Origin of the sequence: Mesorhizobium sp. B4-1-4, from assembly GCF_006439395.2 — a bacterium.
Lineage (GTDB): Bacteria > Pseudomonadota > Alphaproteobacteria > Rhizobiales > Rhizobiaceae > Mesorhizobium.
The window spans coordinates 3,124,033-3,147,711 of the sequence record NZ_CP083950.1 but is presented as its reverse complement, the minus strand read 5'-3'; the positions used below and the strand labels follow the sequence as shown (position 1 = coordinate 3,147,711).

The following is a 23,679-nucleotide window of genomic DNA, read 5'->3' as shown; positions in this document are numbered from 1 at the left end:
CCTCAATCAGGCGCCGGCCAGCAACCAGGAGACTGTTGATGGGCGTGGCCCACCAGACCGATATTGGTGTCGAGCCGGGCGCTGCCGCTGCCGTGTCGCGATTGACCGTCGTGCCGCAGCGCCGCTACGGCATCTGGGTAGGCACGGCGTTCGCCCTGCTGCTGGCCTTCCTGATCATCCGCGCCTTCGCTAGCAATCCCGCCTTCGCCTGGGGCACGGCGGCCGGCTACCTGTTCCATCCCTCGATCATGCGCGGTCTCGGCAACACGCTGATGCTGACCGTCATCATCATGGTGCTGGGCATCGTGGTCGGCACCGTCATTGCCATCATGCGGGTGTCGCCGAGTCCGGTGCTGCGTGGCTTCGCGGGCATCTATGTCTGGTTCTTCCGGGGTGTCCCGGCCTTGATCCAGCTGATCTTCTGGTTCAACCTCTCGCTGCTGGTGCGCGAGATTTCGCTCAGCCTGCCTTTCCTGGGCACGCTTTTCTCCGTGCGCACCAATGATTTCATGACCCCATTCCTTTCCGCCGTCGTCGCGCTTTCGCTCTGCGAGGCCGGTTACATGGCCGAGATCATCCGTGCCGGCATCAAATCGGTGCCGTCAGGCCAGTCGGAGGCTGCGAGCGCGCTCGGCATGCCTTACCGCATGATCCTGAAGCGCATCACCCTGCCGCAAGCCATGCGTTTCGTGCTGCCGCCGACCGGCAATGAGGCGATCAATCTCCTGAAGATGACCTCGCTGGTGACGTTCATCGCCGTCGACGACCTGTTCTACACAGCGCAAAGCATCTATGCGCGCACCTTCGAGACGATCCCGCTGCTGATCGTGGTCGCCTTCTGGTATCTCGCGGTGGTCAGCATCATGTCGGTGGGACAGCATTTCCTCGAACGCCATTTCGGCCGCAGCGACACGCGCCGAGATCCCCTGACGATGCGCGCCCTGCGCAACGCCATCAGCCTGCGCGGCGTTGCCCGATGAGTGATGTGAAGTCCGAAAATCGTGCCCGCTTCGGCGTGCCGGCCAACTCCATGGTGTTCGCGCGCGGCGTGCGAAAATCCTATGGTCCGCTAGAGGTGCTGAAGGGCGTCGACCTCGATGTCTCCGAGGGATCGGTGGCCTGCATCATCGGCCCGTCGGGATCCGGCAAGAGCACGTTCCTGCGCTGCATCAACCATCTGGAGAAGCTCAGCGCCGGCATTCTGTTGGTGGACAGCCAGTTCGTCGGCTACGACCTCCAGGGCGAGAAGCTCTACGAGGTCAAGGACGATCTCCTGTGCCGGCGCCGGGCCGAAATCGGCATGCTGTTCCAGTCCTTCAACCTGTTCTCGCACATGACGGTGATGGAGAACCTGATCGAGGCGCCGACGCAGGTGCGGCGCATCCCGGCCGACCAGGCCAAGGCAGAGGCCGAAGTCCTGCTGCGGCGCGTCGGCCTCGCCGACAAGGTCGACCGCTATCCGCGGGAGCTTTCCGGCGGCCAGCAGCAGCGCGTGGCGATCGCCCGCGCCATGGCCATGAAGCCGAAGGTGCTGCTCTTCGACGAGCCGACATCGGCGCTCGATCCGGAACTGGTCGGCGAGGTGCTGCAGGTAATGCGCGATCTCGCCGAAAGCGGCATGACGATGGTCGTTGTCACCCATGAGATCGGCTTTGCCCGCGAGATCGGCGATCAGCTCGTCTTCATGGACGGTGGCGTGATCGTCGAACGTGGCGCGCCGCGCGAGATGATCGCCAACCCGCAATCGCCGCGCACTCGCGAGTTCCTGTCCCGGGTTTTGTGAGGGCCGGTCTGACCGCTCCTCAGGCTGCCAGCACCGCCGCGCCGAGGCTTCGGATGATCTTGGCGAGTTCCACGCATTCGCCGTGGCGGGCATTGTTGCGCCGCCAGGCAAGGCAGATCATCCGTTGCGGCATCGGCTCCTGGAACGGCACGATCTTGAGGTCGGGGATGGCGCCGGCCGGTCCAGCCGCCATTTCGGGAATGAGCGTGACGCCGAGCCCGTGCGCCACCATCTGCAGAAGCGTGGTCAGGCTGGTAGCGCCATAGCTTGCCATCGCCACCGGCCGCACATTGCCGCAGACCGCCAACGCCTGTTCACGCAGGCAATGCCCTTCCTCGAGCAGCATCAGCCTCTCCAGTGCCGGGCTTTCGGGCGGAACCGGCGGCGAGGCAAAGGCCGGATCGCCTGATGGCACGGCCAGGAAGAACCGGTCGGAAAACAGCGCTTCGGTGATCAGCCCAGGATGGTCGAGCGGAAGTGCCGCGATGAAGGCGTCGAGCTTGCGCGATGCGGTGTCCTCGACCAAAGAGGTGGTGACCGCCTCGCGCAGTTCGAGCAGCAAGGCCGGGAAATGCTTCTTCAGTTCGGGCAGGGCGCGCGGCAGAAGATAGGGCGCGACGGTTGGGATGATACCCAGCCGGAAACGCCCCTCCATGGCCGTGCGGCCGTGCCGCGCCGTCGTCTCGACGTCACGTATGTCGGCCAGGATGCGCTCGATGCGCGGCAAGAGCGCGATGGCTTCGTCGGTCATGCGGACCGACCTGCCGCCGCGTTCGAACAGCCGGCAGTTCAGGCGCTGCTCCATTTCCGCGATCTGCGAGGAGAGCGCCGGCTGGCTGACGCCAGCGAGTTTCGCCGCGCGTCCGAAATGCAGCGTCTGCGCCAACGCGTCGAAATAATGCATCTGCCGGACGGTCAAGCCTATCATAAGAAAATCCTATTGAAATGAACAGGAAAGGCAATTTGTTTTTATCGCGAATGCGGCCTAGTCTGGAATCATTCCAGAATGGTGTGCCTCGGCTGCCTGGGAACCTCGGCAAAAATTGGAGAATAAGATGGACGCGAAAACCGACGACAACAGCGCTGGCAAATGCCCCGTGGCGCATGGATCCGCCGGCAGGACCAACCGTGACTGGTGGCCGAACCAGCTCGATCTTGCCGTTCTTCATCAGCAGTCCAACCTGTCGGACCCGATGGGTGAGGACTTCGACTATGCAAAGGAATTCAAGAGCCTCGATCTCGATGCGGTGATCAAGGATCTCCGCCACGTCATGACGAATTCGCAGGATTGGTGGCCGGCCGACTTTGGCCATTACGGCCCTTTGTTCATCCGCATGGCCTGGCACAGCGCAGGCACCTATCGCATCGGTGACGGCCGTGGTGGAGCCGGAGCTGGCCAGCAGCGTTTCGCGCCGCTCAACAGCTGGCCGGACAACGCCAATCTCGACAAGGCCCGCCGCCTGCTGTGGCCGGTCAAGCAGAAATATGGCCGCAAGATCTCCTGGGCTGACCTGTTGATCCTCACCGGCAATGTCGCGCTGGAATCGATGGGCTTCAAGACTTTCGGTTTTGCCGGTGGGCGCGCCGACGTGTGGGAGCCCGAACAGGATGTGGACTGGGGTTCGGAGACCAAGTGGCTCGGTGACGAGCGTTACTCCGGCGACCGCGAGCTTCAGGGCCATCTCGGCGCCGTACAGATGGGCCTGATCTACGTCAATCCGGAAGGCCCGAACGGCAAGCCCGATCCGCTGGCCGCGGCGCGCGACATCAGGGAAACCTTCGCCCGCATGGCGATGAACGACGAGGAAACCGTGGCGCTGATCGCCGGTGGCCATACCTTCGGCAAGACCCATGGCGCCGGCGACGCCTCGCTGGTGGGGGCAGAGCCGGAAGGCGCCGGCATCGAGGCGCAGGGCCTCGGCTGGTCGAGCAAGTATGCCACCGGCATTGCCGGCGACGCCATCACTTCGGGTCTCGAGGTCACCTGGACCACGACGCCGACCAAATGGAGCAACAACTTTTTCGACAACCTCTTCAACTACGAATGGGAACTGACGAAGAGCCCGGCCGGTGCCCATCAGTGGACGCCGAAGGGCGGCGCCGGCGCCGGCACGGTGCCGGATGCGCATAATCCCTCCAAGCGTCGTGCGCCAGCGATGCTGACCACCGACCTCGCGCTGCGTTTCGACCCGGCCTATGAGAAGATCTCGCGGCGTTTCCACGAGCATCCGGATCAGTTCGCCGATGCCTTCGCCCGCGCCTGGTTCAAGCTGACCCATCGCGACATGGGTCCGGTCGCGCGCTATCTCGGCCCGTTGGTGCCGAAGGAAGAACTGATCTGGCAGGATCCGATTCCGGCGATCGATCATGAACTGGTCGGCGAGCAGGACATTGCATCGCTGAAGGCGAAGATCCTTGCATCGGGTCTGTCGGTTTCCGAGTTGGTCTCGACCGCCTGGGCCTCAGCCTCCACGTTCCGCAATTCCGACAAGCGCGGCGGCGCCAACGGCGCCCGCATCCGCCTGGCGCCGCAGAAGGACTGGGACGTCAACCAGCCGGCTGAACTGGCGAAGGTGCTTGCCAAGCTTGACGGCATCCAGAGGGAATTCAACACCGGCGGCAAGAAGGTTTCGCTCGCCGACCTGATCGTGCTTGGCGGCGTCGCCGCGGTCGAAAAAGCCGCCAAGGACGGCGGCCATGAGGTGAAGGTGCCGTTCACGCCCGGCCGCATGGACGCCTCGCAGGAGCAGACGGACGTGCACTCCTTTGCCGCGCTCGAGCCGAAGGTCGACGGCTTCCGCAACTATGTCAGGGGCAAGCAGCCCATGTCGGTTGAAGCGATGCTGGTTGACCGGGCACAGTTGCTGGCGCTGACGGCGCCGGAATTGACGGTGCTCGTCGGCGGTCTGCGGGTGCTCGGCGCCAACACCGGCAAGTCGAAGCACGGCGTGTTCACCGATAGGCCGGGCACGCTGACCAACGACTTCTTCGTCAATCTGCTCAGCATGAACACGGTCTGGGAGCCGGCTGCCGGCTCCGTCCCAGGCTCGGAGGAGGTGTATGAGGCTCGCGACCGCAAGACCAAGGCGTTCAAATGGACCGGCACCCGTGCCGACCTGATCTTCGGTTCGCATGCGCAACTGCGTGCGCTGGCAGAGGTCTATGGATCGGGAGACGCCGGGCAGAAATTCGTCCAAGATTTCGTTGCGGCATGGACCAAGGTGATGAACGCCGACCGCTTCGACATCGCGCGCTGATCGAGGCGGATATTCACTCAACAAAAGGCGCGGGCCACGGTCCGCGCCTTTTCTTCATTCAGGCTTTCGAGATCAATCCTTTTCGAAGACACGCGCCTTGGCCACGACGCCGGCGACGGCGCCGCCGATCAGCGGCGCGACGATGAACAGCCAGAGCTGGCTGATCGCTGCACCGCCCGAGAACAGCGCCGGGCCGATGGAGCGGGCTGGATTGACCGAGGTCCCGGTGACCGGGATCATGGCGAAGTGAATGCCCGCCAGCGTCAGGCCGATGACCAATCCGGCAAATGCCGTCGAGTGCTTTTCAGCGGTAACACCGAGGATCACCGTGACGAAGGTGAAGGTGCCGATCAACTCCCACAGGAACGCGGAGCTCATGCCCCATTTTGTCTCATCCCAGCCATTGGCGCCGAAGCCGCCGGTGTGGCCGCCGGCCTGGCCGGAAACGATGATCCACAGCGCCAGCGAAGCCAGAATGGCGCCGATGATCTGCGCGATCCAGTAGGGGATGATGTCTTTGGCCGGCAGCCGGCCGGCAAGGAAGACGCCGAGCGTGACCGCCGGATTGAGATGCGCGCCCGAAATTGGACCGATCGCATAGGCCGCCGCGATGAGACCGATGCCGAATGCCAGGCCAATGCCTTCCTGACCAAGAGGCAGCGCGCCGCCGAAGCCGCCCGTCACCACCGACGCCGTGCCGATGAACACCAACAGAAATGTGCCTAGAACTTCCGCCAGATAAGTCTTCATTGCCCTCTCCCTCGTGACGATCCGCCTGTCCACGTTTTTTCGCGCCGCGAATCATGATTGGAAGAGTATTCCCAACCGAAAAACTTGGAAAGAAGAGCTGTCGCGCCCCATGCCGTGCTTGCGATCGCCAGTTACGAACATTAGAGACCTTTCATTTATTGATCACTCTGCTGTTGCCGACCCGGATGAGTTATTGATCGGATAGATTTGGCAGGGAACGGTCCGGCTGCTGTCTCGTCGCGCGTCGGAGCGGGGTTCAATCCGGACGTGAAAGGCTCTAAGAGCAGGCCGAGAGATGAATGTGCTCGATTTGATGGAATGACGAATGCGACTGGGCGGACGGCTGGCTGCGGCCATCGAAGTGCTGGAGGACATTGGCCGGCGTCACCGGCCGGTGGCCGATGCGCTGAAGGATTGGGGGCTCTCACACCGTTTCGCTGGCGGCGGGGATCGGGCCGCGATCGGCAACATCGTCTACGACGCGCTGCGCCACAAACGCTCCGCCGGCTGGCTGCTCGGCGAGGACACGCCGCGTGCCATCGGCTTCGGGGCGCTGCTGCTCGAATGGGTCCAGACGGCGCAATCACTGAACACCGCGCTCGAAGGCGACAAGTTCGCGCCGCCGCTGCTCAGCGCCACGGAACTCCAGGCAATCGCACAACGCCGGCTTGCCGACGCGCCGCCCGCGGTTCGCGCCGACATACCCGATTGGTGCGAACCGCTTTTCGAACGGGCCTTCGGCGGGACGTGGGTCGAGGAGGGCGCCGCGCTTGCCACCCGCCCGCCGCTCGACATCCGGGTCAACACGCTGCAGGCCGACCGCGCCAAAGTGCTGGCCGAGCTGGCGCAGACCGGCGCCAGCGCCGCGCGGATCGCGCCACAGGGCATCCGCATCCCGCCCATCGACGGCGACGGCAGGCACCCTAACGTGCAGGCCGAGCCGGCTTTCCAGAAAGGCTGGTTCGAGGTCCAGGACGAGGGGTCGCAAATCGCGGCCACGCTTGCCGGCGCGACGGCCGGCATGCAGGTGCTCGACTTCTGCGCCGGCGCCGGCGGCAAGACGCTGGCGCTGTCGGCCGCGATGGAAAATCGGGGCCAGATCTTTGCCCATGATGCCGAAAAAGCGCGGCTGGCGCCGATCTTCGACCGCATCCGCCGCTCGGAAAACCGCAATGTGCAGGTCGTCACCAAGCCGGCCGAACTCGCTCCGCTCGCCAACCATATGGACATTGTGCTGGTCGACGCGCCCTGTACCGGCAGCGGCACCTGGCGGCGCCGTCCCGATGCCAAATGGCGGCTGACGCAAAGACAGCTCGACGCCCGCAAAGGTGAGCAGTCGGCGATCCTCGACGCGGCACGCGCCTATGTCAAACCCGGCGGCCTGCTGGTCTATATCACCTGCTCGGTGTTCGACGAGGAGAATGGCCAACAGGTCGCGGCATTCCGCAAGCGCAACAGCGGCTTTGCTCCGGTCGATCACCGTGCGCTCTGGAACAGCTGTTTTCCAGGCCATGAGGCGGCCGCGCGGATCGGCGCTGGCGGGGATGTTTCGCTGTCGCCGGCGCTGAGCGGCACTGACGGATTCTATTTCTGTGCCATGCGCAGGGCCAGTTGAACCGCACGGAGTGCCCTCATTCCGAAAGGAGTTTCCCTGCTCGGCCGAGGCCTAATGCTGCAGTGCAGCAAAAGCATTTGCTTGCCGCACATGCCTCTGCGATAAGTTTCCCGGCAAACCTGAAGGCAATCGTGATGGCGGCAAAGATCGTACCGGCTCCAGACTATGAGGATCGCGTCAGGGCGTCCTTCGCGCGCCAGCAGGCGATGGCGACCATCGGCGCCGAACTGACGCTTGTGACGCCTGGCATCATCGAGATCGAGATGCCCTATTCGGCAGCACTGACCCAGCAGCATGGGTTCTTGCATGCGGGTGTCATTTCGACCGCGCTGGACTCGGCTTGCGGCTATGCGGCGTTCTCGCTGATGCCGGAGAATTCCGGCGTGCTGACCATCGAGTTCAAGGTCAATCTTTTGGCGCCGGGCAGGGGTGAGCGCTTTCTCTTCCGTGGCTCGGTGACCAAGCCCGGTCGCACCATTATCGTTGCCGACGGCCAGGCCTATGCCTTCGCCGCCGACGGCGAGGCCAAGCTGATCGCCACCATGACGGGGACGATGATGACGATGGTTGGGCGCGACGGGATTGCAGGGTGATACGATGGGTAACATTGTGCGGATCGGTGGCAAGGACGTCCTTTTCATCATGGCGGCACAGGCCGAATACGGGCCGCATTTGCAACGGTTGTTCACGCCACTGATGACGGGTGTCGGCCCGGTTGAAGCGGGCGTCAGGCTTGGCGCCGAACTGTCCTGGCTGAAGTCGGAAAAGGCGCTGCCCGATCTGGTGGTTTCACTGGGGTCTGCGGGAAGCCGGAGCCTGGAACAGACGGAAATTTATCAGGTCATCTCCGTCAGCTATCGGGACATCGATGCGTCGCCGCTCGGTTTCGAGAAGGGCGCGACGCCGTTCCTCGACCTGCCGGTGACCGTGCCGCTGCCGTTCCGCATTCCGGATATAAAGGAGGCCACGCTGTCGACCGGTGGGGCGATCATCACAGGCGCGGCCTACGACTCGATCGCGGCCGACATGGTCGACATGGAAACCTTCGCCTGCCTGCGCGCCTGCCAGCTGTTCGATGTGCCTTTGATCGGGTTGCGCGGCATTTCCGACGGGGCGGCTGATCTCAGGCATGTTGGGGACTGGACCGAATACCTCCATGTCATCGACGAGAAGCTGGCCGACGCCGTGACGCGCCTCGAACAGGCGATCGGGTCGGGCACGCTGCGGACGGATTCGCCCCGTGACGAGCCGAGACCGCTCTGAACGTCAGGCTACGCAACCCATTGCGCAGACTCATTTCTTTCTCTAAACGCTCGCCATGACAACAGCCAATCATCCCGACACCGTCCTGATTGTCGATTTCGGCAGCCAGTTTACGCAGCTCATTGCCCGCCGCATCCGCGAGGCGGGGGTGTTTTCCGAGATCGTGCCGTTCCAGTCGGCCGAGGCGGCGTTCAAGCGCATCAATCCGAAAGCCGTCATCCTGTCAGGCGGCCCTGCGTCGACCAGCGATATCGGCAGCCCGCGCGCGCCGCAGATCGTCTTCGATGCCGGCGTACCGGTGCTCGGCATCTGCTACGGCCAGATGGCGATGTGCGTGCAGATGGGCGGTGTCGCCGAAAGCTCCAACCACCGTGAATTCGGCCGCGCCTTCGTCGAGATCGAAAAGGATAGCCCGCTGTTCGAGGGCCTGTGGGCCACCGGCCAGCGCCATCAGGTGTGGATGAGCCATGGCGACCGCGTCATCGCGCTGCCGCCGGGCTTCGAGGTCTTCGGCAAGTCGGAAAGCTCGCCCTTCGCCATCTTCGGCAATGTCGAGCGCAGGATGTACGGCATCATGTTCCACCCCGAGGTGGTGCACACGCCCGACGGCGCAAGGCTGCTCAGGAACTTCGTCCACAACATCGCCGGCATCGAGGGCGACTGGACAATGCGCGCCTATCGTGAGCATGCGGTCGAGGCGATCCGCAAGCAGGTCGGCAAGGGCAAGGTCATCTGCGCGCTGTCGGGCGGCGTGGACTCCTCGGTCGCCGCGCTGCTGATCCACGAGGCGGTCGGCGACCAGCTGACCTGCATCCTCGTCGACCACGGCCTGATGCGCAAGGACGAGGCGGCGGGCGTGGTTTCGATGTTCCGCCAGCATTACAATCTGCCGCTGATCCTGGTCGATGCCTCCGACAAGTTCATCTCGGCGCTGGAAGGCGAGTCGGACCCGGAGAAGAAGCGCAAGACCATCGGCCGGCTGTTTATCGAAGTGTTCGAGGAAGAGGCGCAGAAACTGGGCGGCGCCGATTTCCTGGCGCAGGGCACGCTCTATCCCGACGTCATCGAGAGCGTCTCCTTCACCGGCGGTCCGTCGGTGACCATCAAGTCCCACCACAATGTCGGCGGCCTGCCCGAGCGCATGAACATGAAGCTGGTCGAGCCGCTGCGCGAACTGTTCAAGGACGAGGTGAGGGCGCTGGGCAAGGAACTCGGCCTGCCCGAAAGCTTCATCGGCCGCCATCCGTTCCCCGGCCCCGGCCTCGCCATCCGCTGCCCGGGCGGCATCACGCGCGAGAAGCTGGAGATCCTGCGCGAGGCCGACGCGATCTACCTCGACGAGATCCGCAAGGCCGGTCTCTACGACGCCATCTGGCAGGCCTTCGCCGTGCTGCTGCCGGTGCAGACCGTTGGCGTGATGGGCGACGGGCGCACGTACGAATTCGTCTGCGCCCTGCGCGCCGTCACGTCGGTCGACGGCATGACGGCCGATTTCTACCACTACGACATGAATTTCCTGGGTGCCGCCGCCACACGCATCATCAATGAGGTGCGCGGCATCAACCGCGTCGTCTACGACGTGACGTCAAAGCCGCCAGGCACGATCGAGTGGGAATAAAGCGGCGTCGTTCGGCAGCGTTCGGCGACTATCGAAGATATCTCATTAAACGCCTGAAATACAAGAAATTCCACCCCTAAGTCTATTGCTGACTATCGCCCCTAAGCGAAATCATTTGGCGGTAGATCTGACGGCACGCCTTTTTGCGGCATCGTCGCTGCGGACTGATACCGTCACAACGCCAATTCCAAGAGGATGCAGGTAAATCATTGAATATCCTACGGAAATGTCTTCTCTTGACGGTAAAAACAGTGACGGTAAAATTCGGCGTCTATCAGTCTAAGAAGCGGATTGGGACCTCCACGTCATGCTCACCGACATCGCACTCAAGAAGCTGAAATCAAAAGATAAAATTTACAAGGTCGCTGATCGTGACGGTATGTACGCGACCGTGGCTCCCACAGGGCAGATATCGTTCCGATACGACTACCGAATGAATGGTCGGCGAGAGACAGTGACGCTCGGCCGCTATGGTGATGGAGGCATCTCGCTAGCAGAGGCGCGTGACCGCTGTCTTGCCGCACGAAAAATGGTGGCAGCCGGAAAATCGCCGGCGCAGGAAAAGCAGCGTGACAAGCGGCGCCTGTCTGTGATGGCCACCTTGGGTGATGCCGGCAGGGGCTGGTTTAAGGAGGCCAAGATGGCGGACAGCACACGCTCAATGCGCAAGTCCATCTTCGATCGAGACATCTTGCCGATTTGGGATAAGAGGCTGCTCACAGAAATAACCGCTGACGACTTGCGGGCGCTCTGCGCAAAGGTGAGGGACCGCGGCGCGCCAGCAACCGCCATCCATGTCCGGGATATCGTCAAGCAGGTCTATGGTTATGCCATTCTGCAGGGCGAGAAGATTGCCAATCCAGCGGACGAGGTAGGACCGGCCTCGATAGCCACATTCGAGGCGAAAGACCGGGCTTTGTCACCTGCAGAAATGCGAATCATGCTGAAAGAGTTGGAAAACGTTCCGACGCTGCCAACTATTCGGCTCGGCCTAAGGCTGATCCTGCTCACGATGGTTCGAAAAGGTGAGTTGCTGGACGCGACGTGGGATGAGGTCGATTTCGAGAACGCTGTTTGGAGAATTCCCAAAGAGCGAATGAAGCGGAAGAAGCCGCATAACGTCTACCTGTCCCGCCAGTCCCTCGATATCATGATTGCGCTCAAGACTTGCGCAGCGAACTCGCGATACGTGCTGCCGTCTCGCTACGACGCCGACGAACCCATGTCGCGAGCGACCTTCAATCGGATTACCATGGCAATCGTCGACCGCGCTAAGAAGCAAGATCTGCCGCTTGCACCGTTTACAGTGCACGACCTGCGGCGGACCGGTTCGACACTGCTGAACGAGATCGGATTTAATCGCGACTGGATCGAGAAATGTCTTGCCCACGAAGACAACCGCTCCTCGCGCGGTGTCTATAACAAGGCTGAATATGAGCCGCAGCGTCGTCACATGCTGCAAGAATGGGCCGATATGGTCGAAGCGTGGGCGGCGGGCAAGAAGCACACCCCCATACTCCAGCCGACCTCAGGAGCAGCGATCATCCTCGATCCGATTTGACGGGTCTCGTCTTCCGCGATCGAACGTCTGGGCCCGAGGCAAGTTCGATCGCGCCAGCAGAGGACGCGTTTCGCCTTTCCTGAATCCAGGCCTCGACTTCTCCCAAATCCCAAACGACGCAGCGGGGGGTCAGATTGAAGCGCCGCGGGAACTCGCCACGCTGCTCCATTTCATAAATAGTCGTATCCGATAAGGGGACAATTTCTCGCAATCGTGATCGGCGGATAGTTCGCACGACCTGGCGCGACTCAATGTGCGGCAGAACCGGAAGGAACCGATCTGCTGGCGCGCCTTCTATGCTTTCGCAGATTTTCGGTTGAGTAGGATTCTGCCATTTTACCATGTGTATGACCGCGAAGGCTCCTTGGGGGCAATCATCGCGTCGTATTCCCAATTCCGGTATAGCCCTCAATTACGATCATATCGTCGCCTGTGGCCAGAAGGCGCACCTCGCCAACGAGCATTCCGTTGGGAAAGCCGGTATTGGTGCGCATTTCTGCGGACGCCAGTTAATAACACGTCAGGAGTATTGGAGCCTGCGACACACAGAGATCTTCGAGTCTCTTGCATTTCCCGTAGGAGTATTGGTGCCTGCGGCACACAGAGATCTTCGAGTCTCTTGCATTTCCCGTCACGCTGAAGGTGCGGTTTCAGAGAGCATGATCCAATGTGACCTATTATCCCGCATGGAAGCAGCGCAACGCTCTAATCGATCTGACGAGGTGCAGCAGCGCTTCAACAAGCTTACATCACATCGCATTGGTGACTTGTCCCAGCAGCCATGCGGTGAGATCTTGCACCAGTGGATTCGTCTTTTTTGATTCCGGGACGACGACGTAGTAGCTGTTCTCGGTCGTCATTGGCACGTCGAGGATCACGGCGAGTTCGCCGGACACCAGCTCGCGCTCGATCAGATAGCGCGGCAGAAGCGCGTAGCCCATCCCGCCTATCACGGCTTCTATGATCATCGAAAACTGATCGAAACGGTGGCCTCGGTAAGCCAATTCCGCCGGCAGGCCAGCCTGCTCGAACCACTGTGACCATAGCTTGGGGCGTGTGGCCAGATGGAGCAAGGACTCACCAAGAAGGTCAGCCGGAGCCTTGTTCTCCGCGGAAGTTGCCATCGCTTCGTTTGCAACCGGAACGATGGCTTCGCTGCAAAGATAAGTGCAGGTGCCGCGCGCCCAGACCGGCTGACCATAGTGGATCGCGAGGTCGAAATTCTCCTCCCCGAAATCGAACGGCGCCGATCTGGATCCGACATTCAGGATCGTCCCCGGGTGCTGGCTGAGGAAATCAGGCAGGCGCGGGCTGAGCCAGCGGCTGCCGAATGTCGGCAAGGTTGCGATGCTGAGACTTACCCTGGCCTCGGCAGAGGACATCGCCCGCAACATCGTCTCTTCGGTCTGCTGCAACAGCTTTCGCGCCTCCGGCAAAAAGCGCTGTCCATCCTCCGAAAGCACCACCCGTTGGCGGATCCGCTCAAACAGCCGCGTGCCGAGATGGTTCTCGAGATCCTTGACTTGTCGGCTGACCGCGCTCTGCGTCAGGTTCAATTCGCCAGCTGCACGGGTGAAGTTGGCATGCCGCGCGGCACACTCAAAGGCTTGGATCGCCACCAGATCCGGTATCAGTCGCCTGTTGAGTGTCATGCGTAACTCGCATCAACCTAGTCGAAATCATCGCGATCGTTGGCACCAGAAATGCAGTATCAGCTTTTTCAGGAATGATCTGCCCTTTTTTTGAGCGGGGTCGCGCATCATGGACAACGGTGCATTTGTTACACCCGATCGCATCCGTTCAGCCTTTTCGGCGGCGATGTCGGCCATGTACAGGACCGAAGTCCCCGCCTACGGCACGCTGATGGACCTGGTCGCCTCGGTGAACGACGAAACCCTACGGTCTGATCCCGCGCTTCTACAGCGCCTGGAAGCAATGGACTCACTCGACCGAATTTCGGAGGAACGGCACGGTGCGATCCGGCTCGGAACACCGGCCGAGCTCTCGATGATGCGGCGCGTGTTCGCCGTGATGGGCATGTTCCCGGTAGGGTACTATGATTTGAGCCCGGCCGGTGTGCCGGTACACTCCACCGCCTTCCGCCCCGTCGGAGCCGAGGCGCTAAGCCGCAATCCGTTTCGCGTCTTCACTTCGCTGCTCAGGATCGACCTCATCGACGACGAGACCCTGCGCGCCGAGGCCGAGCGCATCCTGTCGGAGCGCAGGATTTTCACGGGCGCAGCAGTGGCGCTGACCGAAAAGGCCGAACGGCAAGGTGGCCTGCACGAAGGAGATGCGGATCGCTTTGTCGCCGAAATCCTCGAAACCTTCCGGTGGCACGATCAGGCCTGCGTCAGTCTCGATATGTATGACAGCTTGCATCGGGCGCATCGGTTAATCGCGGATGTAGTCTCGTTCCGGGGGCCGCACATCAATCATCTCACACCGCGCACCCTGGATATCGACGCCGTTCAGGTTGGCATGCCGGCGCGCGGCATAGTGCCGAAGGCAATCGTGGAAGGCCCGCCGTCTCGGCTTTGCCCGATTCTGCTCAGGCAGACTTCGTTCAAGGCTTTGGACGAGTCGGTGTCGTTCAAGTCGGGCGACGGCGCCTGGGTGGCCGGCTCGCATGCGGCACGCTTTGGCGAGATCGAGCAGCGCGGCATTGCGCTCACACCCAAGGGGCGCGCACTTTACGACGGCCTGCTGGAGGCCACGCGCGCAATCATCCGACCGGCAGCCGACGGATCGAACGCAGCCGACTACGCGCAAACACTTTCACGGACATTCGAGGCGTTCCCCGATACATGGGAAGGCATCCGGGCCGCGAAGCTGGGATACTTCAGATACTCACTGACGGAGCGCGGGCGGCATGCCGGCAGGGTTCTGACTGGTGATTTCGAGCACCTTGTCGCGGAAGGTTTTGTCCGTTTCGATCCGATCGTCTACGAGGATTTCCTGCCCGTAAGCGCCGCCGGCATTTTCCAGTCGAATCTCGGCGACGAAGCCACCCAGGAATTTGTCGCCAGTCCCAACCAGAAGCGCTTCGAAGCCGATCTCGGCGTGGGTGTGCTGAACGAGTTCGAGCATTACGCGGCCATCGAACAGGCATCAATCGAGACTTGTTGCCAAGTGCTCGGCGGCCTGCGGGCTGCGGTATAGGCGACCTGGATGATCGACGAAAGACACAAGTCGGCCTTGATTGAGATCCTTGGCGAGAAGGGCGTCGTCACGGATCAGGCTGGCATGGCAGCCTACGAGATCGGCGCGCGCTACGATCGCGGTCGCGCGGCGGCGGTGCTCCGCCCTGGCACTACGGCGGAAGTGTCCGCATGCGTCGCCTATTGCGTGCGGGAGCATATCGCGCTCGTGCCGCAATCGGGCAACACAGGACTTGTGTCGGGCTCGACGCCGGATGCCAGCGGATCGCAGGTCGTCGTCAGTCTGGACCGAATGACGCGCCTTTTCGATCTCGATATCGACGATCGATCGTTGCGTGTCGATGCCGGTACCAGGCTGTCGGACATCAATGGGCGGCTGGAGCAGAGCGGGCTTTTCTTTCCGATCGACCTTGGCGCCGATCCGCGCATTGGGGGCATGCTGGCGACCAATACTGGCGGCTCGCGCTTTCTCCGGTATGGCGATGTGCGCATGAACACGCTTGGCGTGAAGGTCGTCCTGGCGGACGAGCCCGGCACGGTTGTCGACCTGATGTCCGGACTGCGCAAGAACAACACCGGCGTCGACTGGAAGCAGCTTTTCGTTGGGACCTCCGGCGCTTTTGGCATCGTCACCGAATGTGTGCTCAACTTGGAACGGCTGCCGAGGCAGGTCTCGACCGCCTATCTGGTACCGCGAGCCGGCGCCGCCGTCATGCCGCTGCTGCGGATGATGGAGCAGCGTCTCGGGTCCTATCTCTCGGCTTTCGAGGGCATGTCCGGCAATGCGGTAGCTGCCGCACTCGCGCACGTTCCATCGCTGCGCAACCCGTTCCAGAATGGCGATATTCCCGCCTATGTCATCCTGACGGAGATTTCGCGCAGCTGGGCGCCGCGCGAGGGCGAGCAGCCGCTCGATGCCGTACTCGAAACGGTCCTGGCTGAAATATGGGAAGACGACGGTGCGCCGCTTGCAAATGCCTTTGTCGGTCCCGCACATGAAATGTGGGCGCTGCGCCACGCCCTGTCAGAAGGCGTCAAGCACGCGGGACGGCTGTTGGCTTTCGATCTGTCGTTCCGCAGAGCCGACGTTCTGGCCTTCTGCGAGTGGATGAAGGCCGAGCTGCCTCATAAATGTGCCGGTGTCGACAGTTTCGACTTCGGCCACATCGGCGATGGCGGCGTGCATTTCAATCTGGTGGTCCGCAACGCCGATCAGGTCGACGATGCGTTTGAAAAGTGGCTGCGCGACTGGGTCTATTCTGTCGCCGTTGACCGCTTCGGCGGCAGTTTCAGCGCCGAGCATGGCGTCGGCCGCAAGAACCAAGCCTATTACGATCGCTATACCCCGCAGGAGAGCAAGAATCTTGCCGCGGGCCTGAAGCGACTGACGTCGCCAGGCAGTCTCGGCTCGGTGTGTTTTGGATAATCAGGAACAGGAGTTCGTTGGATGAACATTGCAGTGAAGTCGATCGATGTCGCGAAGGAAACAGCCGAACTGCTGGAGAAACTAGGTGTTGCCAAGGACGCGCTTGTCGGCGGCGACCTCATCGTGCGCAGCCCGGTGACCGGTGAGCAGATCGCGGCGCTGAAGTCGATTTCGCCGGCCGATGCGGGCAAGGTGATCGACGCCGCGCACCAGGCATTCCAGGCATGGAGGCTGGTGCCAGGCCCGAAGCGCGGCGAGCTGGTGCGGCTGCTCGGCGAGGAACTGCGCGCGCACAAGGCCGAGCTCGGCCGATTGGTCTCGATCGAAGTCGGCAAGATCCCGTCCGAGGGCCTCGGCGAGGTGCAGGAGATGATCGACATCTGCGATTTCGCCGTCGGCCTTTCGCGCCAGCTCTATGGTCTCACCATCGCCACCGAACGGCCGGGTCATCGCATGATGGAAACCTGGCATCCGCTCGGCGTCGTCGGCGTCATTTCCGCCTTCAACTTCCCGGTCGCGGTGTGGTCGTGGAATGCGGCACTTGCCCTGATCTGCGGCGATGCAGTGGTATGGAAACCTTCCGAAAAGACGCCGCTGACGGCGCTTGCCTGCGAGGCGATCTTCAAGCGTGCCGTCAAGCGTTTCGGCGCCGACGCACCGCAAGGCCTGGCACCGGTGCTGATCGGCGATCGCGCCGTTGGCGAAATCCTGGTCGACCATCCCAAGGTGCCGCTGGTTTCAGCCACAGGCTCGACCCGCATGGGCAGGGATGTCGGGCCGCGCCTGGCCAAGCGCTTCGCGCGCGCCGTGCTTGAACTCGGCGGCAACAATGCCGGCATCGTCTGCCCGACCGCCGACCTCGACATGGCGCTGCGCGCCATTGCGTTTGGCGCCATGGGCACGGCCGGGCAGCGCTGCACGACGCTGCGGCGCCTGTTCGTGCATGACAGCGTCTACGACGCCTTGGTTCCGCGGCTGAAGAAAGCCTATCAGAGCGTTTCGGTCGGCAATCCGCTGGAGACCTCGTCGCTGGTCGGTCCGCTGATCGACAAGGCCGCCTTCGACGCCATGCAGAAGGCGCTGCGGGAAGCCACCGCCCAGGGCGGTAAGGTGACCGGCGGCACGCGGGTCGAGAACGGCCACCCGGATGCCTATTACGTGCATCCGGCGCTGGTCGAGATGCCGAAGCAGGTTTCGCCGGTGACCGAAGAGACCTTCGCGCCGATCCTCTATGTGATGAAATACTCGGATTTCGACGCCGTGCTCGACGAGCACAACGCGGTCGGCGCCGGCCTGTCGTCGTCGATCTTCACCCGCGACCTGCAGGAATCCGAGCGTTTCCTCGGCGTCGACGGTTCGGACTGCGGCATCGCCAATGTCAATATCGGCACGTCGGGGGCCGAGATCGGCGGCGCTTTCGGCGGTGAAAAGGAAACAGGCGGCGGCCGCGAGAGCGGCTCCGATGCATGGAAGGCCTATATGCGGCGCGCCACCAACACGGTGAACTATTCCAAGGCGCTGCCGCTGGCCCAGGGCGTCTCGTTCGACATCGATTGAGGATCAACCGATGACCGTCAGCACAAGGATCGATGATGCCGGCTTCGTGCCCGCTTCGCGTATATTGAGTATCGGCGTTTCGCAGATCCTGAGGATCGGCGCCCGCGCGCAAGGTATGAAGCGTGACGGGGCGCCGATAATCATCCTGGGAGCGGGCGAGCCGGATTTCGACACCCCCGACAATGTGAAGCAGGCGGCCTGCAATGCCATCCAACGCGGCGAGACCAAATACACCGCGCTCGATGGCACGCCTGAACTCAAGCGGGCGATCCGGGAAAAATTCCGCCGCGAGAATGATCTCGACTATGCGGTAGACGAGATCACGGTGGCCGCCGGAGCCAAGCAGATACTGTTCAATGCGATGATGGCGACGGTGAACTGCGGCGATGAGGTCATCATCCCGACGCCCGCATGGACCTCCTATGCCGATATCGTCGCCATCGCCGAGGGCAGCCCCATCTTCGTCGCGTGTGAAGCCGAAGCTGGGTTCCGGCTGAGGGGAAATCAGCTGGAGGCAGCGATTACGCCGAGAACAAAATGGCTGATACTGAATTCACCTTCCAATCCGTCCGGCGCTGCCTATGGCGAGGCCGACTATCGGCCACTGATCGAGGTCCTGCTGCGGCATCCGCACGTCCGCCTGCTGGTCGACGATATGTACGAGCATATTGTCTATGACAGTTTTCGTTTCGTCACGCCGGTGGCGCTGGAACCGCGCCTGAAGGCGCGGTCGCTGACCGTAAACGGCGTTTCGAAAGCCTATGCCATGACAGGATGGCGGATCGGCTACGCCGGCGGGTCGCGAGAGCTGGTCAAGGCGATGGCGGTGGTGCAGAGCCAGTCGACCTCTTGTCCGTCATCTGTCAGCCAGGCCGCCGCTGTCGAGGCACTGTCTGGCCCACAAGACTTCCTGACGGAAAGAACCGAGAGTTTTCGTCGGCGGCGCGATCTCACCGTTGACGGATTGAACGCGATCGAAGGCATCGACTGTCGCAAGCCGGAAGGGGCCTTCTACACCTTTGCCGGTTGCGCAGACCTGATCGGCAAATCGACGCCTGCCGGCGGACGGATCGAAACCGACAGTGATTTCTGCGACTACCTGCTTGAGGAGGCCGGTGTCGCGGTTGTCCCGGGCACTGCCTTCGGCCTGTCGCCGTTCTTCCGTATTTCCTATGCGACATCCGAAGGCGAGTTGAGAGAAGCTATCCAGCGCATTTCCGCAGCATGCGCGCGACTTGCCTAGGCGTCCAATCTGCAAAAAATGCCTAGGAACCCGTTCGATGCTGAATGATCCCCGCTCTCACGGCCTTTGGGAAGCGACCGCGCCGAAGGCTCCGATAACGGCTGCCCTCGACCGCCAGATTTCCGCCGACGTGGTCGTCGTCGGCGGTGGGTATACCGGTATGTCATGCGCGCTGCATCTGGCAGAGGCCGGACGCCAGGTGGTTCTGCTGGAAGGGCGTGAGATCGGGTTCGGCGGTGCCGGGCGCAATGTCGGATTGATCAACGCCGGGCCATGGTTGATGCCAGACGATCTTACCGCCAGGCTCGGATCTCTCCACGGCGAGCGCCTGCTGCGGCTGCTCGGCGAGGGCCCGGCAATGGTCACGGATCTAATCGATAGGCATCGCATCGACTGTGAATTGGAGCGAAACGGTACGCTTCACTGCGCGGTAGGCGCAGCCGGGTTGACGGAGATTCGGGAGCGCGAGGCGCAGTGGCAACGACGAGGCGCGCCGGTGGAGGTCCTAGACGCCGACGAAACGGAAAAAAGGCTGGGTACCCGGGCCTTTGCGGCTTCACTGCTCGATCGGCGTGCCGGCACGCTACAGCCGCTCGCCTACGCGCGTGGCCTCGCCCAGGCGTGCCTGCGCGCCGGGGCGATGATCTGCACTTCCAGTCCAGTTGTAGCGGCTGGCAAGAAGAACGGTCGACAGATAGTCACCACCCCGGGCGGCACGGTCGAGGCCGAATGGGTGGTGGTCGCCACCGATGCCTACAGCACCGGACCATGGATAGGCGTCCGTAATGAGCAGGTGCATCTACCCTACTTCAACCTGGCGACCCCGCCGCTTGGGGCCGAGCTGTTACAATCCATCCTGCCAGGACGAGAAGGCGCGTGGGACACCAACACGATCCTCTCTTCGTTCAGGCTGGACAGAGCGGGGCGGTTGGTGCTCGGCAGCGTCGGCGCGCTGCGCAACACCGGCACCGCCATCCATAAGGCTTGGGCGCGCCGTGCCTTGTCGAAACTCTATCCGCACCTTGTCGATATAGGGTTCGAGTATGAGTGGTACGGACAGATCGGCATGACGAAGGATGCAATGCCGAGATTCCACAAGTTCGCCCAGAACGTCATTGGTTTCTCAGGCTACAACGGTCGCGGGATTTCGCCCGGCACGGTGTTCGGTCGAGAGTTGGCACTTCTGATCCTTGGCGAAAAGACCGAGACTGACCTGGCCTTGCCACAATCTGAACTGCAAGAAATCTCCTCACTTGGTCTCAGGGAAGCGTATTACGAGACGGGCGCGCAAATCGCCCATCTGACGTCGGCATGGTATTAAAGCGCGACACGTTGCGTTCCGTCCCGCCGGAGACATTGCGAGGCAGCGACAAGGCCGATTTCACGGCTCGCGAGATCGGCGCCTCGATATCCGACACGAGCGCCGTGGCTGGCTAGCGGAAGGGCTACCGTTGAATACGTTCCAGCACACGTCGAGCGCTGCAACCAATGCAGCTGATCCGCCGGCTTTTTGAAAGTCCGACAAGACCTGCTCGTTCAGCCCGCCCTTGGTCGCGAATTCCTGGCTTAGCCGACCAAGGTTTGTCGACTCTTCCTTGACGGCAGAGCGTGTCAGCTCCGCGAAAAGAGGTGCCAGGTAGGCGCGCGCCTTAGGTTCGGACAGGCCCTTGGCACATAACCATTGCGTCGCATCGTCCAAAATGCCGAAATAGGTGGCCATCAAAGAACTGGCCGCGGCAAGAAGATCGTATTCTTCCTTTGTGGCGCATTCGACGGCGGTCCCAATCGCGGCAAAGAGCAATGCAACGTCCTCGTTCGGTGGAAAGAGGCCGGTTACGCCTCGGCGTTCCGCGACGAAGGGTAGGGGATTGCCTGGACAAGCACTACCTCTGCGCCTATCCAGCGCAAAAGCATCGGCCGATCCAACGTGGCGATTACACTGATAACCGTTGCTTCTGGGCGAAACCGGAGCGTCGTGATGACCTCTTCGGCAATCTGGGGACGGACTGCGAGAAAGACCGTATCGCAGGCGTCGACCACCGCTTGATTGTCGGAAGCGATACGCACAACGGAAAAATCCCGTTTAAGCCGTTCGGCAATGCCGGCATTGCGCGGCGAAACGACAATTTCAGGCGCCAGAGGAGGCGAGGCCAAGAGTCCTCGGACCATGGCGTCCGTGATCGCGCCGGTTCCGACGAACCCGGTAACGGTGGGCGTTGCCACGTCTACTCCGCGGCTTTGAGCGGGCCGAGTGCCACGTCCGTTGTGTAGTTCTCGCGCAGAAAATTGATGAAATTGGCTTGAAACTGGCGGGTGTGAGCGTGCGCCAGATCATCGGCGCGATCTGCATTCTTTTCCCGGATCGCCTCCAGCATCAGGTCGTGTTCGTCCGTCAGCAGATAGCCATCATGGGTTCGCTCGAGATACTCGAAATGCAAGTGGAGCATCCTCTGCCCCTGGTTGAGCAGACGCTCGTAAAAGGAGGCAAGATACGGATTCTTTCCGGCATGAGCGATCGCCATGTGGAACTGCTTGTTGGCTTCCGACATCTTGAGATGGACGCCGGTCTTGACCGCGCCTTCGAACTCCTTCTGCCGGCGTGCGATGATCTTGAGATCCGCGTCGCTGCGCAGCTGAGCCGCAAGGCGGGTGCACATGCGCTGAGCGATGTCGAGCGCCTCGACATATTTGGGAAAGTTTCCCACCTCGATGGGCGCCACGATCGTGCTTCGATTGGAGAGTGTCACGACCAATTCTTCGCCCGCGAGCCGAATAAGGGCTTCCCGCACTGGGGAGCGTGACATGTCGAAGCGTTCGGCCAAGCTCATTTCGTCCAGCAATTGGCCCGGCCGCAGCGTCAACGCCAAAATCTCGTTTCGCAGGGTCTCATAGACGTTTTTCCAGCCGGTGCCGCGGATGCGTTTTGATTCAGAATCGTCAGACACTTGAGCTCTTTCCTACGGTTTTGTGCAGTGGGCCAGAAAAACAGCGTGTCGGCAACGTAAACTTTTTTCTTGACTTTGTCGACACGAAGCCGACAATGCAACAGTCGACACGTAGACGACAGAACAGACCGGCGGACACGCTGGCAACGGGAACTGCGCGCAAGCGTGAAACTGGGAGATCGCTGATGAACACGGTCATCCGCAAACGGCACCGTGGTACGGCTAGGGCGCTGCCATGCCTCAAGCTGGAACCGATGGTCAGCTTTTTCCCACCGTTTCGCGTCTCAGGCGCGGTTACTTGGGAAGGGCTCGTCCTCTAAAATGCAGGAACCAGTTCTGGCCACGTTCAGGCAAACGTCCGGCTAAGCGCTAAGACTTGCCAAAGGCAGCTCTCATCGAAGTTTGTGATCAGGCATTACCAACAGAGGATGGAGACTAATGAAAACCGTATTTGGTCTGGCTTTTGCTGCTGCTGCGTTCGCATCGGCAATCGGTAGTTCAGCTCATGCAGCGCAGGGCGATACGCTGAAGGCTGTCCAGCAACGAGGCGCGCTCAATTGCACGTCCGGCGACGGCAATTTCGAAGGCTTCTTTGAAGTCGACGCCCAGGGCAAATGGCATGGCGTGGACATCGACTATTGCCGGGCAGTCGCCACGGCAATCTTCGGATCCGACGACAAGCTCAAACTCATTCCGATCAGCTGGGCGCAGCGTTTTCCGTCGTTGCAATCCGGCGACCTGGATCTGGTGATCAAGGCAACCGGCTGGACGATGAGCCGCGACACTGAGCTCGGTATCCAGTTCAGCATGCCTTACTTTGTGGGTGCAACGTCGTTCATGGCCCACAAGGATCTGAACGTCAAATCCCTTGCTGAGATGAGCGGCGGCACCATTTGCGTCGCCGGCGGCACCAGCACCGAGAAGCTGATCAGTGACTACCTCAAGCAGAACAAATTAGACATCAAGCTGATCACGTACGAAAAGAACGACGAAGCGACGGCCGCCTATTATGCAAACCGTTGCGATTCCTATGCCGAGTGGGCTCCGGTCCTCGCTGCTTCGCGCGCGGCAGCGGCCAACCCCGATGATCACGTTATCCTGACCGATACGCTGGCGCTGGAGCCGGAATCTGCCGCGATGCGTCAAGGGGACGACGCCTGGGTTGACCTCGTGAACTGGGTCATTGCCGTCGGGCTCATTGCCGAAGAAAACGGTGTCAACAGCAAGAACGTCGATGAAATGAAGGCCAACCCGCCGAACACGACCGTCGGCAAGCTGCTCGGCGTAACTCCGGGTATCGGCAAGCGAGTCGGATTGGCGGATGACTGGGCCTACAAAGTCATCAAGACCGTCGGCAACGCCGGAGAGATCTACGACAGGAATATCGGCAAGGACTCGCGCTACAAACTTCCTCGTGGCCTAAATGCGCCATGGCAAAAGGGCGGCGTCCTTTATCCGCCTATTCTCGACTAATTGCGATTGGACCTCGCCAGCAATCCG

At 61.7% G+C, this 23,679-nt stretch carries 19 protein-coding genes and 1 pseudogene; 14 read left to right on the top strand and 6 right to left on the bottom strand.

Going from position 1 to position 23,679, the window contains the following annotated elements; translation table 11 throughout:
• Positions 1–38 precede the first annotated feature (38 nt).
• Together FJW03_RS15120 and FJW03_RS15115 are read left to right on the top strand one after the other, a co-directional pair.
• Positions 39–980 carry an amino acid ABC transporter permease gene (locus FJW03_RS15120; RefSeq protein WP_140761826.1) on the top strand — a complete coding sequence of 314 codons (942 nt, stop codon included), beginning with the start codon at positions 39–41 and terminating at the stop codon, positions 978–980.
• Complete coding sequence (locus FJW03_RS15115) at positions 977–1,783, top strand: amino acid ABC transporter ATP-binding protein (protein WP_140699492.1); 807 nt, start codon at positions 977–979, stop codon at positions 1,781–1,783. Before FJW03_RS15120 ends, FJW03_RS15115 begins: the two co-directional genes overlap by 4 nt.
• Before the next feature lie 19 nt (positions 1,784–1,802).
• Here FJW03_RS15115 and FJW03_RS15110 read toward each other — a convergent pair whose 3' ends face one another.
• Positions 1,803–2,711 carry a hydrogen peroxide-inducible genes activator gene (locus FJW03_RS15110; RefSeq protein ID WP_140761823.1) on the bottom strand — a complete coding sequence of 303 codons (909 nt, stop codon included), beginning with the start codon at positions 2,709–2,711 and terminating at the stop codon, positions 1,803–1,805.
• Positions 2,712–2,838: 127 nt separating this feature from the next.
• Here FJW03_RS15110 and katG point away from each other — a divergent pair, with 127 nt between their 5' ends.
• Entirely contained in the window at positions 2,839–5,040 is a 2,202-nt protein-coding gene (katG, locus tag FJW03_RS15105) for a catalase/peroxidase HPI (RefSeq protein WP_140761820.1), read from the top strand.
• A gap of 72 nt (positions 5,041–5,112) precedes the next feature.
• On the opposite strand, the gene FJW03_RS15100 is transcribed toward katG, so the two are convergent.
• Positions 5,113–5,790 (bottom strand): MIP family channel protein, encoded by a 678-nt coding sequence (locus FJW03_RS15100; RefSeq protein WP_140761817.1) that lies wholly within the window; start codon positions 5,788–5,790, stop codon positions 5,113–5,115.
• A 325-nt stretch (positions 5,791–6,115) separates the two neighbouring features.
• Here FJW03_RS15100 and FJW03_RS15095 point away from each other — a divergent pair, with 325 nt between their 5' ends.
• The 5 genes from FJW03_RS15095 (at position 6,116) to FJW03_RS15075 (ending at position 11,847) form a co-directional block, all read left to right on the top strand.
• Positions 6,116–7,405, top strand: coding sequence for an RsmB/NOP family class I SAM-dependent RNA methyltransferase (locus FJW03_RS15095; protein WP_140761814.1), 1,290 nt, complete (start codon positions 6,116–6,118; stop codon positions 7,403–7,405).
• A 134-nt stretch (positions 7,406–7,539) separates the two neighbouring features.
• A complete protein-coding gene (locus tag FJW03_RS15090; protein WP_027146613.1) occupies positions 7,540–7,998 on the top strand; it encodes a PaaI family thioesterase in 459 nt (152 codons plus the stop codon).
• 4 nt (positions 7,999–8,002) lie between these two features.
• On the top strand, positions 8,003–8,668 hold the full coding sequence (locus FJW03_RS15085) for a 5'-methylthioadenosine/S-adenosylhomocysteine nucleosidase (protein ID WP_140761811.1): 666 nt from the start codon (positions 8,003–8,005) through the stop codon (positions 8,666–8,668).
• A 55-nt stretch (positions 8,669–8,723) separates the two neighbouring features.
• Positions 8,724–10,286, top strand: coding sequence for a glutamine-hydrolyzing GMP synthase (gene guaA / locus FJW03_RS15080; RefSeq protein ID WP_140761808.1), 1,563 nt, complete (start codon positions 8,724–8,726; stop codon positions 10,284–10,286).
• Between the two features lie 307 nt (positions 10,287–10,593).
• Positions 10,594–11,847 (top strand): tyrosine-type recombinase/integrase, encoded by a 1,254-nt coding sequence (locus FJW03_RS15075; RefSeq protein WP_140761805.1) that lies wholly within the window; start codon positions 10,594–10,596, stop codon positions 11,845–11,847.
• Here FJW03_RS15075 and FJW03_RS15070 read toward each other — a convergent pair.
• Together FJW03_RS15070 and FJW03_RS15065 are read right to left on the bottom strand one after the other, a co-directional pair.
• A complete protein-coding gene (locus FJW03_RS15070; RefSeq protein ID WP_140761877.1) occupies positions 11,828–12,082 on the bottom strand; it encodes a helix-turn-helix transcriptional regulator in 255 nt (84 codons plus the stop codon). The genes FJW03_RS15075 and FJW03_RS15070 overlap by 20 nt on opposite strands.
• Positions 12,083–12,596: 514 nt before the next feature.
• Positions 12,597–13,499: a LysR family transcriptional regulator gene (locus FJW03_RS15065; protein WP_140761802.1), complete on the bottom strand. Its 903-nt coding sequence runs from the start codon at positions 13,497–13,499 to the stop codon at positions 12,597–12,599.
• Between the two features lie 109 nt (positions 13,500–13,608).
• On the opposite strand from FJW03_RS15065, the gene FJW03_RS15060 reads away from it, so the two are divergent.
• From FJW03_RS15060 to FJW03_RS15040, 5 genes are read left to right on the top strand one after another with little or no spacing between them, the layout of a single operon-like run.
• A complete protein-coding gene (locus tag FJW03_RS15060; RefSeq protein WP_140761799.1) occupies positions 13,609–15,009 on the top strand; it encodes a VOC family protein in 1,401 nt (466 codons plus the stop codon).
• Positions 15,010–15,018: 9 nt separating this feature from the next.
• The gene (locus FJW03_RS15055; RefSeq protein ID WP_140761796.1) at positions 15,019–16,434 is read left to right on the top strand and encodes an FAD-binding oxidoreductase; all 1,416 of its coding nucleotides are present in this window, start codon (positions 15,019–15,021) and stop codon (positions 16,432–16,434) included.
• Between the two features lie 21 nt (positions 16,435–16,455).
• Positions 16,456–17,991, top strand: a complete 1,536-nt coding sequence (locus tag FJW03_RS15050; protein WP_140761793.1) for an aldehyde dehydrogenase family protein — start codon at positions 16,456–16,458, stop codon at positions 17,989–17,991.
• A 10-nt stretch (positions 17,992–18,001) separates the two neighbouring features.
• Positions 18,002–19,234, top strand: coding sequence for a pyridoxal phosphate-dependent aminotransferase (locus FJW03_RS15045; RefSeq protein ID WP_140761791.1), 1,233 nt, complete (start codon positions 18,002–18,004; stop codon positions 19,232–19,234).
• A gap of 37 nt (positions 19,235–19,271) precedes the next feature.
• A complete protein-coding gene (locus FJW03_RS15040) occupies positions 19,272–20,555 on the top strand; it encodes an NAD(P)/FAD-dependent oxidoreductase (protein WP_140761788.1) in 1,284 nt (427 codons plus the stop codon).
• 124 nt (positions 20,556–20,679) lie between these two features.
• Here FJW03_RS15040 and FJW03_RS15035 read toward each other — a convergent pair.
• Positions 20,680–21,403, bottom strand: a pseudogene (locus tag FJW03_RS15035) (pyrroline-5-carboxylate reductase).
• 56 nt (positions 21,404–21,459) lie between these two features.
• Positions 21,460–22,179 carry a GntR family transcriptional regulator gene (locus FJW03_RS15030; RefSeq protein WP_140761785.1) on the bottom strand — a complete coding sequence of 240 codons (720 nt, stop codon included), beginning with the start codon at positions 22,177–22,179 and terminating at the stop codon, positions 21,460–21,462.
• Positions 22,180–22,617: 438 nt separating this feature from the next.
• Here FJW03_RS15030 and FJW03_RS15025 point away from each other — a divergent pair, with 438 nt between their 5' ends.
• Entirely contained in the window at positions 22,618–23,652 is a 1,035-nt protein-coding gene (locus tag FJW03_RS15025; protein ID WP_140761782.1) for a transporter substrate-binding domain-containing protein, read from the top strand.
• Positions 23,653–23,679 lie beyond the last annotated feature (27 nt).